General features: G+C 51.5%; 10 protein-coding genes and 1 pseudogene. 3 read left to right on the top strand and 8 right to left on the bottom strand.

All coding sequences use genetic code 11. The features are described from left to right. From Q9J32_RS03315 to Q9J32_RS03300, 4 genes are all read right to left on the bottom strand, one after another. Nucleotides 1-204, bottom strand: a complete 204-nt coding sequence (locus Q9J32_RS03315) for a hypothetical protein (RefSeq protein WP_199901073.1) — start codon at nt 202-204, stop codon at nt 1-3. 216 nt (nt 205-420) lie between these two features. Further along, the gene (locus Q9J32_RS03310) at nt 421-1,200 is read right to left on the bottom strand and encodes a ferredoxin--NADP reductase (protein WP_301885277.1); all 780 of its coding nucleotides are present in this window, start codon (nt 1,198-1,200) and stop codon (nt 421-423) included. 121 nt (nt 1,201-1,321) lie between these two features. Next, nucleotides 1,322-1,492 carry a hypothetical protein gene (locus Q9J32_RS03305; protein ID WP_301885278.1) on the bottom strand — a complete coding sequence of 57 codons (171 nt, stop codon included), beginning with the start codon at nt 1,490-1,492 and terminating at the stop codon, nt 1,322-1,324. A 342-nt stretch (nt 1,493-1,834) separates the two neighbouring features. Then, nucleotides 1,835-2,011, bottom strand: coding sequence for a hypothetical protein (locus Q9J32_RS03300; RefSeq protein ID WP_167435370.1), 177 nt, complete (start codon nt 2,009-2,011; stop codon nt 1,835-1,837). Nucleotides 2,012-2,264: 253 nt separating this feature from the next. Between Q9J32_RS03300 and dinB the strand changes: the two genes are divergently transcribed. Next, the gene (gene dinB / locus Q9J32_RS03295) at nt 2,265-3,323 is read left to right on the top strand and encodes a DNA polymerase IV (RefSeq protein ID WP_301885300.1); all 1,059 of its coding nucleotides are present in this window, start codon (nt 2,265-2,267) and stop codon (nt 3,321-3,323) included. A gap of 68 nt (nt 3,324-3,391) precedes the next feature. On the opposite strand, the gene rep is transcribed toward dinB, so the two are convergent. Together rep and aroD are read right to left on the bottom strand one after the other, a co-directional pair. Then, nucleotides 3,392-5,407 carry a DNA helicase Rep gene (gene rep, locus Q9J32_RS03290; protein WP_301885279.1) on the bottom strand — a complete coding sequence of 672 codons (2,016 nt, stop codon included), beginning with the start codon at nt 5,405-5,407 and terminating at the stop codon, nt 3,392-3,394. Nucleotides 5,408-5,426: 19 nt separating this feature from the next. Next, nucleotides 5,427-6,191 (bottom strand): type I 3-dehydroquinate dehydratase, encoded by a 765-nt coding sequence (aroD, locus tag Q9J32_RS03285; protein ID WP_301885280.1) that lies wholly within the window; start codon nt 6,189-6,191, stop codon nt 5,427-5,429. Nucleotides 6,192-6,452: 261 nt separating this feature from the next. Between aroD and Q9J32_RS03280 the strand changes: the two genes are divergently transcribed. Further along, complete coding sequence (locus Q9J32_RS03280) at nt 6,453-8,363, top strand: alpha-amylase family protein (RefSeq protein WP_301885281.1); 1,911 nt, start codon at nt 6,453-6,455, stop codon at nt 8,361-8,363. Nucleotides 8,364-8,528: 165 nt separating this feature from the next. Further along, a complete protein-coding gene (gene recA / locus Q9J32_RS03275; protein WP_002223618.1) occupies nt 8,529-9,575 on the top strand; it encodes a recombinase RecA in 1,047 nt (348 codons plus the stop codon). A gap of 269 nt (nt 9,576-9,844) precedes the next feature. Here the strand turns inward: recA and Q9J32_RS03270 are convergent, their stop codons facing one another. Together Q9J32_RS03270 and Q9J32_RS10185 are read right to left on the bottom strand one after the other, a co-directional pair. After that, entirely contained in the window at nt 9,845-15,181 is a 5,337-nt protein-coding gene (locus Q9J32_RS03270; RefSeq protein WP_304669301.1) for a Hia/Hsf adhesin N-terminal domain-containing protein, read from the bottom strand. Nucleotides 15,182-15,300: 119 nt separating this feature from the next. Continuing rightward, nucleotides 15,301-15,457: pseudogene (locus tag Q9J32_RS10185) on the bottom strand (ESPR domain-containing protein); the annotation flags it as partial. Nucleotides 15,458-15,844: the final 387 nt, after the last annotated feature.

Genomic DNA, 15,844 nt, shown 5'->3' with positions numbered 1-15,844 from the left:
TCAGGCAAATTTGAATATCAGTGCCAACACGGAGGCGATGGCGGTAACCAGCCCGGTTGCCGCCATCATGGGATACCATCGGGATTCTTGGGCTATTTTTACCGATTCGGCGTTGATTTTGTGCGCGTCGGCAATGATTTTGGCGATTTCGGCATCTATTTCTCTTAACCCGGCGCGTTTCATTTCTTGTTCGATTGTGTTCATTGTATTTCCTTTCGTTTTTGGCGGTTGCCGCCGCTTGTCGGATGGCAGAATGCCGTCTGAAATTTTTTTAGGCGGTTTTTTGTTTTTGCGGGGTTTGGCTTTTGTTCGGCAAGGGGCGGCGTGGTTGCGGCGTTCGTCGGTAATGATGCCGCGCCGGACGGCGTAGTCCCATATTTGGGTGAGGACTTGTTTTGTGCGGGGGGGTAGGGTAATTTTTCAAAAACCGTTTTCCATCATGATTTGACCGGGGACGCGGTTGCGGTGCATGGCGTAACCCATATCGAGCAGCGTTTGGAAGGTGTCTTTGACCATTTCCGGGTTGCCGCAAATCATAAACCGTGTGGATTCGGGCGTGAACTTGGTATGCAGCGCCTGTTCGAGGCTGCCGTTTTTTAAGAGTTCGGGAATGCGTTTTCCGCCCAATCCGTTGGGATTGGTGGCGCGGGTGGTTACGGGGACGAAACGGAATTTGTGCAGGTATTCGCCGACCAGAGGGTGTTCGGAAAGGGCAGCGAGGCGGCTGTTGAAAATCAGTTCTTCCGAGAAGGAAACGGAGTGTATCAGGCTGACAGTATCGAAACGTTGCCAAATTTCGGGTTGTTCGAGAATGGAAAGGAAGGGGGCGATGCCCGAGCCGGTGCAAAGCATCACCAAATCCTTGCCGTCAGGGAAGCGTTCGGGCAGGAGGAAGCCGGTGGCATTTTTATCGAGCAGGATGGTGTCGCCCTGCCGCATTTTGGCGAAACGGGCCGACATGGGACCGTCTTGGATGAGTACGGCAAAATATTCGAGCGTGTCGGTATATTCTGCGGAAACGACGGAATAGGCGCGCCAAATAAAGCCTTCACCTTCGTAGAAACCGAGTCGGGAGAACTGTCCCGCTTTAAAGCGGTAGGATTCGGGACGGCTGATGGCGAAAGTGATGAGTTTCGGTGTGTGGTGTTTGACCCACAAAATCTTTTCTTCAGTGAATTTTGCTTCGGGCGAGGCTGCCATGTTGTTGTCCTTGAGTGTGTTTGTGGGGATTATAGCCAATTCGGGTGTTTTTTTCCGCATTTCCTGTATTTGAATGGCAATCAGGCAATATGCCGTTATCCGTTTGCCTGTTTCCAACACCCTATTTTTGCATCTCTTCGCGGATTTTCTCTTTAACCCATTGGGAGAAGTTAACTTTATCTACAAAATCCAATAACTCTTGTTCGGTATTGCGGTTAAATGAAACGCCGCGATGCGCCCGCTTTTCCTTTTCGTATCTCTTTTTTGATTCGGCTATTTTGTCTTCTTCCATAGGTATGCTCCTTGATTTTTTATCGGAATGCGTTAAAATGGCAGCAGGTTTGAATCGGAAGGGGCGCGGTGTTCTGCCACCCCTTTGTTTAAAAGCTATTTTCTAATTACATCCCCGAACAGTTTGCAATCAGAAAAATTATCAGCAATATAAACAGTTTCCAATTCATTTTGCTGCTCCTTTCCATTCAGACTTAACTTGCCCCGATTGGTTGCCGCCTCTCGGGGCTAAGTGCTTTCTGAATGGTTGTATTATATTTCGTTGTTACGAAAAAGTCAAGCCTTACCTCCGATAAAATCAAAGAAAAATGCCGTCTGAATCCCTGTTCAGACGGCATTTATGTTACTTGAGCCGATTTTTAAACTCTTTTCGGATTTGTTCTTTAACCCATTGGGAAAAATCAACTTTATTTGCAAACTCAAGTAAATCTTTCTCGGCTTCGTTGTTAAAAGAGACATTTTTTATCGTCCGCTTGGCTGCCGCCCGTTTGCGGTATTCGGCCAGTTTTTCATCAACCATAGGTAATCCTTGATTTTTAAAACTATTGTAGTAAAATGGCTTGTAGAAAGGTTGGCGAAAGGGGCGCGGTGTTCTGCCACCCCTTGTTATTTCAGTTTTTCATTAGTAGGCTGGTGCGCAAACTAACAAAAGAAACAGGAATAAAATAACTTTCGCCATTTCTTCAAGCCTCCTTTCTATCCGATAAGCCCCCGAAGCTGCCACTTCGGGGCTTTGCTTTATCGAATGGATGCATTATATTATGTATAGACATATGCCTTCACGCAAAATCATCCATATCGACATGGACGCGTTCTACGCATCGGTGGAACTGCGCGAGCAGCCGCATTTGAAAGGGCTGCCCGTGGTCGTGGCGTGGGAGGGTGCGCGTTCGGTGATTTGCGCCGCATCGTATGAGGCGCGGCAGTTCGGGCTGCATTCCGCGATGTCGGTGGCAACGGCGAAAAGGCTGTGTCCGCAAGCGGTGTATGTGCCGCCGCATTTCGACTTGTACCGTCAGGTTTCCGCGCAGATTCACGCCGTATTCAGGCGTTATACCGATTTAATCGAACCTCTGTCGCTAGACGAAGCCTATCTTGACGTTACCCGTAATTTCAAAAACATCCCTTACGCCAGCGAAGTTGCCAAAGAAATCCGTGCCGCCATTTTTGCGGAAACGGGTTTGACCGCATCCGCAGGCATCGCGCCGAACAAATTTCTGGCGAAAATCGCGTCGGACTGGCGCAAGCCGAACGGGCAGTTTGTGTTGCCGCCGCACAAAGTCATGGCATTTTTGGAAACCCTGCCTTTGGGCAAAATCCCCGGAGTGGGCAAAGTCACGTTGAAAAAAATGCAGTCGCTGGGTATGCAGACGGCGGGCGACTTGCGCCGTTTCGAGCGCGGCGAGCTCTTAAACCATTTCGGACGCTACGGCTACCGCCTCTATGATTTGGCGCGCGGTACGGACGAACGCCCCGTCAAAGCCGAACGCGAACGCCTCCAAATCTCCACAGAAATCACCCTGCCCGAAGACCTGCCGCTGGAGCAGGCTGCCGGACACCTACCCCATCTTGCCGAAGACTTGTGGCGGCAAATCACGCGCAAAAACGTCGAAGCCCAAAGCGTAACGCTCAAGCTGAAGACCTACGATTTCCGCATCATCACGCGCACGCTGACTTATTCCTCCGTATTGCCCGACTGCGCCTCCCTGCTTCAGGCGGCGCAAATGTTGACGAAGCGCGTCCCGCCGCAGACGGAAGACGCGTTCCGCCTCATCGGTATCGGCGTGGGACATCTTGTGCCGAAAAACCAGCAGCAGGGCTTGTGGGCGTAAACCGCTTGCCGCGCGCCGTTCAAAAATATGCCGTCTGAACGGTTTTCAGACGGCATCGCGGCATCGGTTTAATCCGCCGGGCCGCCTTTTTTCATGCTGTCGAGCCTTCCGATTATATCGGCGAGGTTGCGTCTGCCTTCTTCCTTGCTGACAATCGGCTCGCCGCCTTTGCGCCCCAGGATTTTCAAATCTTCCTGCGGCATTTCGTCTATGAATCGGCTGGGTTCGGGGAACTGCCATGTGCCTTGTTTTTTGCGTTTGAGGCAGTGAGTCAGTGTGAGTTGGCGTTTGGCGCGGGTGATGCCGACGTACATCAGGCGGCGTTCTTCTTCGACGTTGCCTTCTTCGATGCTGTCGTTGTGCGGCAAAACACCTTCTTCACAACCGACAAGGAAAACATACGGATACTCCAAACCTTTGGCGGCGTGTAGCGTGGATAGCGAGACGGCATCGGCTTCCTCCTCGTCTTTTCTCTCCAAAAGTCTCATCAAGGTGACGGTTTGGGCGAGTTCGATGATGTTTTTGCCGTCCCCTTCTTCTTTTCGTGCAAACCACGATACCAACTCGCCGACGTTGCGCCATTTGATTTCGCCGGCTTTGCCTTCCTCGTTTTGCATCAAATGGTTTTCGTAGCCGATTTCTTCGAGCAGGCTGTTGATGAGTTCGCCTGCCTCGGCGGTTTCGGCTTTGGCGCGGTAGTTGCCGAACATATCCATAAAGGCTTGCAGGTGTTGGCGGTTGGTATTGTTCAGTGTGGCAAGGGCCTCTTCGTTTTGTGCGGCTTCATACAGGCTGCATTCGTGTTCGTACGCGTAGGCGTTGAGTTTGCCCAGCGTTACGTCGCCGATGCCGCGTTTGGGCGTGGTAATGGCACGCAGAAAGGCGGGATCGTCGTTGGGGTTGGCAAGCAGCCGCACATAAGACAACACGTCTTTGATTTCGGCTTTGTCGAAAAAGCTTTGTCCACCGGAGAGCCGGTAGGGGATGCGCGCGCTGCGCAATGCTTCTTCGAAAATCCTCGCCTGATGCTTTCCGCGGTATAACACGGCGAAATCGGCATATTGGGTTTTGTCGCCGCCGATGAGTTTTTGTTTGACGATTTGGCTGACGACCCAGTCGGCTTCGTGTTGCTCGTTTTGGCAGGCAACGACTTTGACGGGCTCACCTTCGCCCAATTGCGACCAAAGTTTTTTGGTAAATAGTTTGGGGTTGTTTTCGATGACTTTGTTGGCGATTTTAAGAATCCGCTCGGTGGAGCGGTAGTTTTGCTCCAATTTGATGACCTTCATCTGCGGATAGTTTTCCTGCATTTTGCGCAGGTTTTCCATGTTTGCGCCGCGCCATGCGTAGATGGACTGGTCGTCGTCGCCGACGGCGGTAAACATCCCTTCCGCACCGGTCAAGAGTTTCATCAGCGCAAATTGGCAGGTATTCGTATCTTGGCATTCGTCAACTAACAGATAACGCAGCCGCCGCTGCCATTTGTTGCGCACTTCGCTGTTTTGCTGCAACAGTACGGAGGGCAGACGGATTAAGTCGTCGAAGTCCACAGCCTGATAGCTTTTGAGCGTTTCCTGATAACTTGCATACACGCGCGCGATCTGTTGTTCCCACACATTAGAGGCCGTCTGAACGACATCTTCAGGCGTTTTTAAATCGTTTTTCCACAGGGAAATCTGGTGCTGCGCTTTGAATAAGGCTTCTTTTCCCGTGCCGCCCAAAAGTTCATCGATGATTTCCGCGCAGTCTCCGGCATCGAGAATGGAGAAGTTTTTTTTGTAACCGATATGGTTCGCCTCTTCGCGCAAAATCTTTATGCCCAAAGCATGGAAAGTGCAGATTATTATTCGTTTAGCTTGACCTTTTGATAGCATTAAACTGATACGTTCCCTCATTTCTTTTGCGGCTTTATTAGTAAAAGTAATAGCTGCAATTTCATGGGGTTGGTAACGTGATGATACAATCAAATGCTTGATTTTTTGCGTAATCACACCTGTTTTTCCGCTGCCTGCGCCGGCAAGGACGAGCAGGGGGCCGCCGAGGTAGCGGACGGCTTCGAGCTGTTGGGGATTGAGTTTCATCATGTTTTGATGCCGTCTGAAATCAGTCTGCGCCGCTTTCGAGGCAGTCGAGTGCCGCACGGAGGGCGGATACGCCGATTTGCCCCGGCGCGGAGTTTTGCGTTCCCGAACCGAACGCGATGCTTGAGCCGAACACCTGTCCGGCAAGCCGGCTGACCGCACCCGTCTGCCCCATCGACATCGTAACAATCGGTTTGGCGACAAGCTGTTTCGCTTTGAGCGTGGCGGAAAGCAAAGTCAGAACATCTTCCGCGCTTTGCGGCATTACCGCAATTTTGCAGATGTCCGCGCCGCAGTCCTCCATCTGTTTCAGACGGCATACGATTTCTTCTTGCGGCGGCGTGCGGTGGAACTCATGATTGCAGAGCAGGGCGGCGATGCCGTTTTTTTGAGCATTTGCCACGGCGCGCCGGACGGCGGTTTCGCCGGCAAACAGCTCGATATCGATAATGTCGGGCAGGCGGCTTTCGATCAGCGCGTCGAGCAGTTCAAAATAATAACCGTCCGAACACGGGAACGCGCCGCCTTCGCCATGCCGTCTGAACGTAAACAGCAGCGGTTTGCCGGGCAGCGCGTCGCGGACGGTCTGCGTGTGGCGCAATACTTCGCCGATGCTGCCCGCGCATTCCAAAAAATCGGCGCGGAACTCCGCAATATCGAAGGGCAGCTTTGTGATTTGGTCAAGTACGGCGGAAAGTTCGGCGGCATCGCGGGCGACAAGCGGCACGGCGATTTTGGTGCGTCCGCTTCCGATAACGGTATTTTTGACGGTAAGGCTGGTGTGCATGGCGGTTGTTGCGGCTGAAGGGAACGGTAAAGACGCAATTATAGCAAAGGCGCAGGCAATGTTTCAGACGGCATTTCTGTGCGGCCGGCTTGATATGAATCAAGCAGCATCCGCATATCGGAATGCAGACTTGGCACAAACCCTGTCTTTTCTAGTCAGTTCGCAGTTCTTGCAGTATGATTGCACGACACGCCCTACACGGCGCGTGCAGGATACGGCGGCGGACCGCCGGTCGGAAATTTCAGAATCGGAGCAGGCATTATGTTGACCCCCACGCAGCAAGTCGGTTTGATTTTACAGCACCTCAAAACGCGCATCTTGGACATCTACACGCCCGAACAGCGTGCCGGTATCGAAAAATCGGAAGACTGGCGGCAGTTTTCGCGCCGTATGGATACCCATTTCCCCAAACTGATGAACGAACTCGACAGCGTGTACGGCAACAACGAAGCCCTGCTGCCTATGCTGGAAATGCTGCTGGCGCAGGCGTGGCAGAGCTATTCCCAACGCAGCGTGTCCCTGAAAAACATTGACATCGAACGCGAAAACAACCCCGATTGGATTTTGTCCAACAAACAGGTCGGCGGCGTGTGCTATGTCGATCTGTTCGCAGGCGATTTGAAGGGCTTGAAAGCCAAAATCCCTTATTTTCAAGAGCTTGGTTTGACTTATCTGCACCTGATGCCGCTGTTTAAATGTCCCGAAGGCAAAAGCGACGGCGGCTATGCCGTCAGCAGCTACCGCGATGTCAATCCGGCACTGGGCACGATAGGCGACTTGCGCGAAGTCATTGCCGCGCTGCACGAAGCCGGCATTTCCGCCGTCGTCGATTTCATCTTCAACCACACCTCCAACGAACACGAATGGGCGCAACGCTGCGCCGACGGCGACCCGCTGTTCGACAATTTCTACTATATTTTCCCCGACCGCCGGATGCCCGACCAATACGACCGCACCTTGCGTGAAATCTTCCCCGACCAGCACCCGGGCGGCTTCTCGCAACTGGAAGACGGACGCTGGGTGTGGACGACGTTCAATTCCTTCCAATGGGACTTGAATTACAGCAATCCGTGGGTATTCCGCGCAATGGCGGGCGAAATGCTGTTCCTTGCCAACTTGGGCGTTGACATCCTGCGTATGGATGCCGTTGCCTTTATTTGGAAACAGATGGGGACAAGCTGCGAAAACCTGCCGCAGGCGCACGCCCTCATCCGCGCGTTCAATGCCGTTATGCGTATCGCCGCGCCCGCCGTGTTCTTTAAATCCGAAGCCATCGTCCACCCCGACCAAGTCGTCCAATACATCGGGCAGGACGAATGCCAAATCGGTTACAACCCCCTGCAAATGGCATTGTTGTGGAACACCCTTGCCACGCGCGAAGTCAACCTGCTCCATCAGGCACTGACCTACCGCCACAACCTGCCCGAGCATACCGCCTGGGTCAACTACGTCCGCAGCCACGACGACATCGGCTGGACGTTTGCCGACGAAGATGCGGCATATCTGGGCATAAGCGGCTACGACCACCGCCAATTCCTCAACCGCTTCTTCGTCAACCGTTTCGACGGCAGCTTCGCGCGCGGCGTACCCTTCCAATACAACCCCAACACGGGCGACTGCCGCGTCAGCGGTACGTCCGCCGCATTGGCAGGCTTGGCTCAAAATGACCCCCACGCCGTCAGCCGCATCAAACTTCTGTACAGCATCGCATTGAGTACCGGCGGGCTGCCCCTGATTTACCTCGGCGACGAAGTCGGCACGCCCAACGACGACGGCTGGGCGCAAGACAGCAACAAAAGCGACGACAGCCGTTGGGCGCACCGTCCGCGTTATAACGAAGCCCTGTACGCGCAACGCAACGATCTGTCGACCACAGCCGGGCAAATCTATCAGGGCTTGCGCCATATGATAGACATCCGCCAAAACAATCCCCGTTTTGACGGCGGCAGGCTGGTTACCTTCAACACCAACAACAAGCACATCATCGGCTACATCCGCAACAACGCGCTTTTGGCATTCGGCAACTTCAGCGAATATCCGCAAACCGTTACCGCGCATACCCTGCAAGCCATGCCCTTCAAGGCGCACGACCTCATCGGCGGCAAAACTGTCAGCCTGAATCAGGATTTGACGCTTCAGCCCTATCAGGTCATGTGGCTCGAAATCGCCTGACGCACGCTTCCCGAATGCCGTCTGAACCGTTTCAGACGGCATTTGTGCCGAAGCGGACGGTAGTCCCCAAAAGGGAAACATGCGATAATAGCCGCCCATCACATTCCGCGCCGCAGCCCGACTGTGCCGCACATTACATACCGCATTTGTTCCGGAGTAACCCCAATGTCAGACGACAAAAGCAAAGCCCTTGCCGCCGCCTTGGCGCAAATCGAAAAAAGTTTCGGCAAAGGCGCCATCATGAAAATGGACGGCAGCCAGCAGGAAGAAAACCTCGAAGTCATTTCCACCGGATCGCTCGGATTAGACCTCGCCCTCGGAGTCGGCGGCCTGCCGCGCGGGCGCATCGTCGAAATCTTCGGCCCCGAATCCTCCGGCAAAACCACACTCTGCCTCGAAGCCGTCGCCCAATGCCAGAAAAACGGCGGCGTGTGCGCCTTTGTCGATGCCGAACACGCCTTCGATCCCGTTTACGCCCGCAAACTCGGCGTAAAAGTCGAAGAGCTTTACCTGTCCCAGCCCGATACCGGCGAACAGGCATTGGAAATCTGCGACACACTCGTCCGTTCGGGCGGCATAGATATGGTAGTCGTCGATTCCGTAGCCGCACTCGTCCCCAAAGCCGAAATCGAAGGCGATATGGGGGACAGCCACGTCGGACTGCAGGCGCGGCTGATGAGCCAGGCTTTGCGCAAACTGACCGGACACATCAAAAAAACCAATACCCTGGTCGTATTCATCAACCAAATCCGCATGAAGATCGGCGTGATGTTCGGCAGCCCCGAAACCACCACCGGCGGCAACGCGCTGAAATTCTATTCTTCCGTCCGCCTCGACATCCGCCGCACCGGATCCATCAAAAAAGGCGAAGAAGTATTGGGCAACGAAACCCGCGTCAAAGTCATCAAAAACAAAGTCGCCCCCCCGTTCCGTCAGGCAGAGTTTGACATCCTCTACGGAGAAGGCATCAGTTGGGAAGGCGAATTGATCGACATCGGCGTGAAAAACGACATCATCAACAAATCCGGCGCGTGGTACAGCTACAACGGCGCGAAAATCGGTCAGGGCAAAGACAACGTCCGCGTCTGGCTGAAAGAAAACCCCGAAATTGCCGACGAAATCGACGCAAAAATCCGCGCCCTCAACGGCGTAGAAATGCACATCACCGAAGGGACGCAGGACGAAACCGACGGCGAACGTCCCGAAGAATAAAACCTGAAATCCCGATAAACGGTACTTCTGCTGCGAAGTACCGTTTTTTTGAGCCGCCTCCGAACGGCTTGACTTGAGTTTTGGTATTTTTGCCCGACGGGGTAAAAAATACAGTTGCTACGCCTTACCCTGCACACTTGTCCCGCACCCTCTAAAATACACATCCGCCCGTTATGCGATACGGTTTTCCCGTTGCGAACCATCGGACGGGGCAATAAAAATGCCGTCTGAAAGCCTTTCAGACGGCATTTTTCAACGCTTCGTGGTTGTTACCAGATATAGCCCACGCCGACACCGCCGCCGGCTTTGCTTCGGGTATTGATGTTGAGCTGGCCTTTGACCACCCATTTGCCGTTGTCGCTGATGCTGGAGTAGCCGACGGCGAGTGCGCCTGTCGAACCGTATGCGCCCGTTGCGGCGGAAATCATCGATTTTCCGGGCAGGTACGATTGCGGCAAGGCGGCTGCGGCATTCGCACCGGCGGCAACGCCTTCCAATTCGCGTTTCAACGCCCTGACCATACCGACGGCCTGATCGGCGATGCCTTTGGTTGCCGCATACAGCTGGCTGCCGTTAATCGCATCGGTGGAAGTGGCGGAAATTTCGCCTGCCGCAACGTTTTGGATACGTCTTTCTTCGCCGCTCGCGCCGACAGAAACCGCACCGTGCGCCGTCGCGCCGGCAAAGCCGTTTACCGTACCCGTTGCACCGGCGGTTGTGGTATTACCCGCCGTGCCGTCGGATTTCAGGTTGCTGCCCGGATTTTCTGTCGCGGTCGAAGCATTACCGAGATAAACGGAATTTTCTACGGTTTTACCTAAGGCTTGCGGTACTTTTTCCGTTGTCTTATTGCCGTCCTTTCCAATAATTTCTTTTTCTTCAGTCAGCACATTGCCATCTGCACCACGTTTCGCATTAACACTATTACCCAACACAAAAGTGTTTTTAGAAGTAATACGGTTATCGTTACCGAAAGCGTAGCTGCCGCTTGCACCATCTTCGATGTAGTTCGGATCGCCGAATGCGCCGGATTTTTCCGCATTCACAACGTTGCCCGTACCAATCGCCACTGTGTTATCGCGCAATGCTTTTGAGCCGTAGCCGAAAGCAATGGCATTTTCGCCTGCCGCATCGGCTTTCGCGCCGATTGCCGTCGCGTATTTGCCGCTTGCGCTGGAATCGATTTCATTGCTTCGTTCGATTCTGCTAGTCGCTTTGCCGTCGTTGGAGTGGAAGAACTTAATCCCTTGCTCATTCATATTGTAGATGGCTTCGACTACCGAATTGGTGATCACTTCTTTTCTGCCTTCCACATTATAAGTGGTCAATAACGGGGTTTTACCGTCTTCGCCCACCACGACGTTGTGATACGTTTTGTTGGTATCGTTCGCGTTTCCGGCTGTGCCGACGTTTACCGTTTTACCATCCTTATCTACCGTGATACTCGTGATATTCGGTGTTTTGTTGCCGGTCAATGCGAAAATCTGGCTGCCGTTTACCGCCTGTTTGCTGGTTGGCGAAATATCGCCATTAGCCACATTGTCAATGACCACGCCTTTGCCGTTCGACTGATTGTTCGGATCAAGGCGGACAACGTGTTTTTCATCGGTAGAAACTTTTGAATCATCAACCGCTTGTGTTGATGTATCCGCAGTACCGTCAGCTTTGGCGTGATACCATTTATCGTTGTCTTTCACAACTTTCTTGCCGTCTGAATCCACGTTACCGAGGGTAACTTCTTTGCTCGTATCAGCCGTACCGTCATCTTTCAGTTCATACCATTTAGTTTGACCATTTGTGACAACTTTAGTGATTTTCTTACCGCTTGCATCGGTGTTGTAGATTTGCGTTAAAGGCAATTCCACATCGGTTTTCACAAAGGTTGTGGTTACTTTTTCGCCGTTTGCATCGGTGCTTTCCACCGTTGCCGCGCTCACTTTGGTATTTTTACCGTCGGCAAAACGGACTTTATCGTTGGCATTTACAGTTTCCGCCTTATCTTTAGACAATTGCTTGTCTTTTGCGCTTTCCGCAAAGGCTTTTTCAGCTTCCGCCGCGTCAGCCAAACCAAGCTCAAAGCCAGATTTCGCAATCGCATCTGCCACTTGGTTACCTGTTACATAGCCGGAACCTTTGTTGGTTAGGGTAACAGCGGTATCGCTGCCGTCAGCAGAAACGACTTTGCCGTTTTCAACTTTATATTTTTCAGTTTTATCTGTCATAGGCTTACCGGTTGCCGGGTCAATATCCTCTTTGCTGTAATACTTCTCGCCAACTTTAACCAAGTTTGTGCCATCGGGTGCGGTAAATTCATTCGATTTAACCACTTCGCCTTTAGCCAATTCAAAGGTAATTTCACGCGTACCGTTATTCAATGTTTTACCGGACACATTGATACCGTTGCCGCTCTTGAATTTCACTTCATTGGCGTTACGCACTTGCGCGCTGTATTCCTTTGAGCCGCCTGTGGTTTTGTCCGCAGAAATGACCCAGCCCAAGCCGCGCAAATCGCCCACGGTCGCGGCGGTATTGTCGGCAACAGTCGGATTATTATTCGCGCCTTTTTCATCCAAATTGGTCAAGCCTGTATAGGCATCATCGGCATTTTTAGTGATGTTATCTAAATCTTTACCGAAAATCGGATTCGCAGGATCAAATTTCTTCAGTCCGCTCACAACGTTTTTAACCGCTTTATTACCCGCGCTGATGCCGTCTGAACCGATTTTAACTTTATCGGCATCAGTCGCATTACCGCCATTCGCGCCGGTTGCCGGCGTAAAGGTCAAGCCGTCTTTGGTAATCTTCGTGCTTGCACTGTTCGTACCGCCGTTTGCGTCTTTAAACTCCACGCTCTTCACGCCCGTCAATTCATCTTTAAGCGCGTAAGTGAAGTTTGTACCGTCTTGTTTGACCTTCAGATTGTCGCCGGCTTTCAAAGTTACTTTATCGCCCGACTTCACTAAAGTATCGTTGGATGTGCCATCGGTCGCTCCCGTGCCGTCAGTGCCGGTGCCGACTTTCCAACCCAGTTTGTTCAGGCTCTCAACCAGTTTTCCAGCCTCAACCAAACCGTTAGTAGAATTTGTACCATTCAGAATCGTAGCCTTACCGTCTGCGCCAACCTGAACAGAACCCTCTTTCGGCGTAAAGGTAACCGTGTCGCCGTCCGCACTAATTTTCAACAACTCGCGGTCTGCGGATTTAAATTTAAAATTCAAACCATTACTTAAAGTTTGAGTTGCCTTGCCGTCGTTGGTATCTGCACCGCCATTGGCATAAGCATTGCTCGCAGTTAAAGTAACCTTTTGGTCTTGCAAGGCTTTCAACTGCTTAAAGCTGACCGCATCGGTATCTTCCGTGCCGTCCGCAACATTGCTGATTTTCACCGGATCTTTACCGCTTGCCGATACCAATTTCACTTTGGTTTTCGCCAGCTTGCCATTTTCGACTTGTTTAGCCATATCCGCCGAACTGTCATCTTTGGCTTCGTAATACTTGTTGCCTACTTTCACAACGGTTTTGTCGTCTTCCGTAACATATTGGACCGGCAAGCCCGTTACATCCACACGGACGGTTGTCTTTTTGTGAGCCGTATCGGTAGCAAGGATCACATTGGCATTCGCACCCCCGACAAATTCAACGGTGTCATAAGGTGAAACAAAATCAACATTATCAACATCACCACCAATCGTTTTTGCGCCGCGAATATTCCAACCTGCATTTAATACATCGCCCACGCTTGCGGCACGATTGCGTTCTGCATCATTGATTGCTTTGTCCAAGTGTGCAGTTTTTCCACCTACACGAGGGTCATCCAAAGTCGAAGCAATACCGTTTAAGTGGACATTGCCGTTTTGACCATTCGTACCCGGTTTCGCGAAGTTCAAGCCATTTGCATCACTGGTAATATCGACCTTATTAGTAGAACCAATAGACAGCTTATCACTCACTGTCGCAGTTTTCACATCAAGGTCTTTTGCTAAAGCGAAGGTTACATTTTTACCATTACGTTTAACTTTTAAGTTTTTACCCGCTTTTAAGGTTAAAGTGTCGCCTGCTTTGAGATCTTGCTCTTTATTGTCAGCCGCTTGAGTATCATCAATTTCAGTGTCATCACTTTCCACTTTCACGAAAGTTGCGGCATCGTTGATTGCTTTAGCAACATCAACCACTGTGGCAACTTTTTTCTTGTCAGCATCACTCGCGTTTGCAAGGTCTGTTACACCACTCACGGTTACTTTACCGCGATTAGCCTCAGAAGCATCAGTCTTAACAACTTCAAAGCTGCCTTTGGTAACAGACGCGCCGTCAGCATCTACAGTCAATAAATTGTCATTGCCTGCTTTTGTTTTCAGCTTAATCGTGCCGTCCGTACCTTTTTCAAGACCGTCGCCAACTTTGGTTTCTGCCACATCAATGGTAATGGTGTGTTTGCCGTTTGTGGTTTTTGCGGACACAGTTGCGCCGTTTTTGCCGACAAATTCAACTTCCGTTGCGTTTTTAACGGCAGCGTGGAATTGTTTGTTAGCATTATCATCTGTGGTTTTATCAGATGAAAGCACCCAGCCCAAGCCCGCTAAATCGCCTACGGTTGCGGCTTTGTTGGCTAAACCATTATTTGTTGCACCGACGGTTGCGGTGTTTGTCAGGCTGCTTAAATCAACCAAGTCTTTCTTAGCGTCATTATTATTGCCATTGTATTTAGTCAAACCACTCTTAACATTGGTAATTTCTTTGTTACCTGCACTAATACCTGATGTGGTTACGCTGATTGTGTTTGCGTTAGGCGCACCTGTGCCTGCCGGCGTGATGGTTAAGCCGTTTTTGTTAATTTTGGTGCTTGCGCTGCCTGTTCCGCCGTTTGCGTCTTTAAACTCTACGCTGGTCAGGTCTTTCAGCTCTTTTTTCAGCGAGTAGGTAAAGTCTTTGCCGTTTTGTTTGATTTTCAGGTTGTCGCCGGCTTTGAAGGTTACTTTTTCGTTTGTGTTTACAGTCTCTTCGGTTGTGTTGTTTGCCGGATCGGTTTCGCCCGTGCCTTCTTTACCGGCGGTGATTTTCCAAGAGCCGCCTGTGTTTGCGCCTTGGGTTTGGGCGGCTTTGATGGTAACGGTGTGTTTGCCGGTAGATGTATCAGTTGTTGAAGTTACGGTAACGCCGTCTTCGCCTTTAAATTCTACTTCGTCGCCGCTTTTGACGGTCGAGGTCGCGTTAGTGCCGGCTGCGGCAGTACCATTGGTGGTTTTAAGCTGCCAGCCTAATTCGTTTAACGCGGTCGTTAAACCGTCGGCGTTGACGAGTTTTTTCTTGTCTTCTTCTGTTGTAGGGGCGGTTACTTTGCCGTTGGTAACGGTAAGGGTAACGGTATCGGCAACGAGTTTGTCGGTGGTGGTGTCAATCTTCAAGCCGTTGCCTGCTTTTACTTTGAATTTGGCGGAACGTCCTTCTTGGTCGATTTCAATCCCGCCGTTTTCGCGGAGGTAGAGGTAGCTGCTTTTCAGCTTGGGGCGAGCCGTTGAGGATTCAGATGCTTCTACTGAGATGGTGCGTTGTCCCTGTTCGTCATCAGTGTTACCAAAGTCAGTTTTTGTCGTTCCATTCTTATCCACAACAACAAGACCAAACTTGTAATTAGAGTTACCACTTTCATCCTCTGTTTGATAATCATCTGTAAAACTTGGGTTATCAGGGTTAAATTCGGTATCCGGTACGGTACCCCCCCCCGAACCGTTGGTGCTCGCCTGTGCCGTTGCGGACAAGAGGGTCGCCAATACGGCAACCGCCGCCGTCGCGGAGGCGCGTTTGGTGTGGTTGCGGGTGAGTTCGGATACGACTACCCAGGCATTGAGGGCCGAATTCCAAATGATGCGGTATATTTTGTTCATTTTGTTTTTTCTTTCTGTTTGTTTGAATGGTTAAAAGGGGTTTGGGGGCGGATGGTGCGGCATCCGCCCGGTTTTTGGGGGTTTTCTGATAAATTCCCCCAACTTAAAATCCCGTCATTCCCGCCTGCGCGGGAATCTAGTCCGTTCGGGTTGGGGTTTTTCCGATAAATTCCTGTTGCGTTGTGTTTCTGGATTCCCGCTTTTGCGGGAATGACGGTGTGTGGGGTTTCTGTTTTTTTCCGATGGATTCCTGTTGCGTTGTGTTTCTGGATTCCCGCTTTTGAGGGAATGACGGCTGTGGGGGTTTGGTGGTGCGGCGCGTATGACGGGGGTTTTGAGAGGCTTCTGCTTGGAATATATCATTTTTTTCGCGGGGGGGGGGGTTTT

The sequence above is a fragment of the Neisseria uirgultaei genome (genome assembly GCF_962719845.1).
GTDB lineage: Bacteria > Pseudomonadota > Gammaproteobacteria > Burkholderiales > Neisseriaceae > Neisseria > Neisseria bergeri.
Note: the sequence above shows the minus strand (reverse complement) of the source record. Positions and strands in the feature narration are given on the sequence as shown.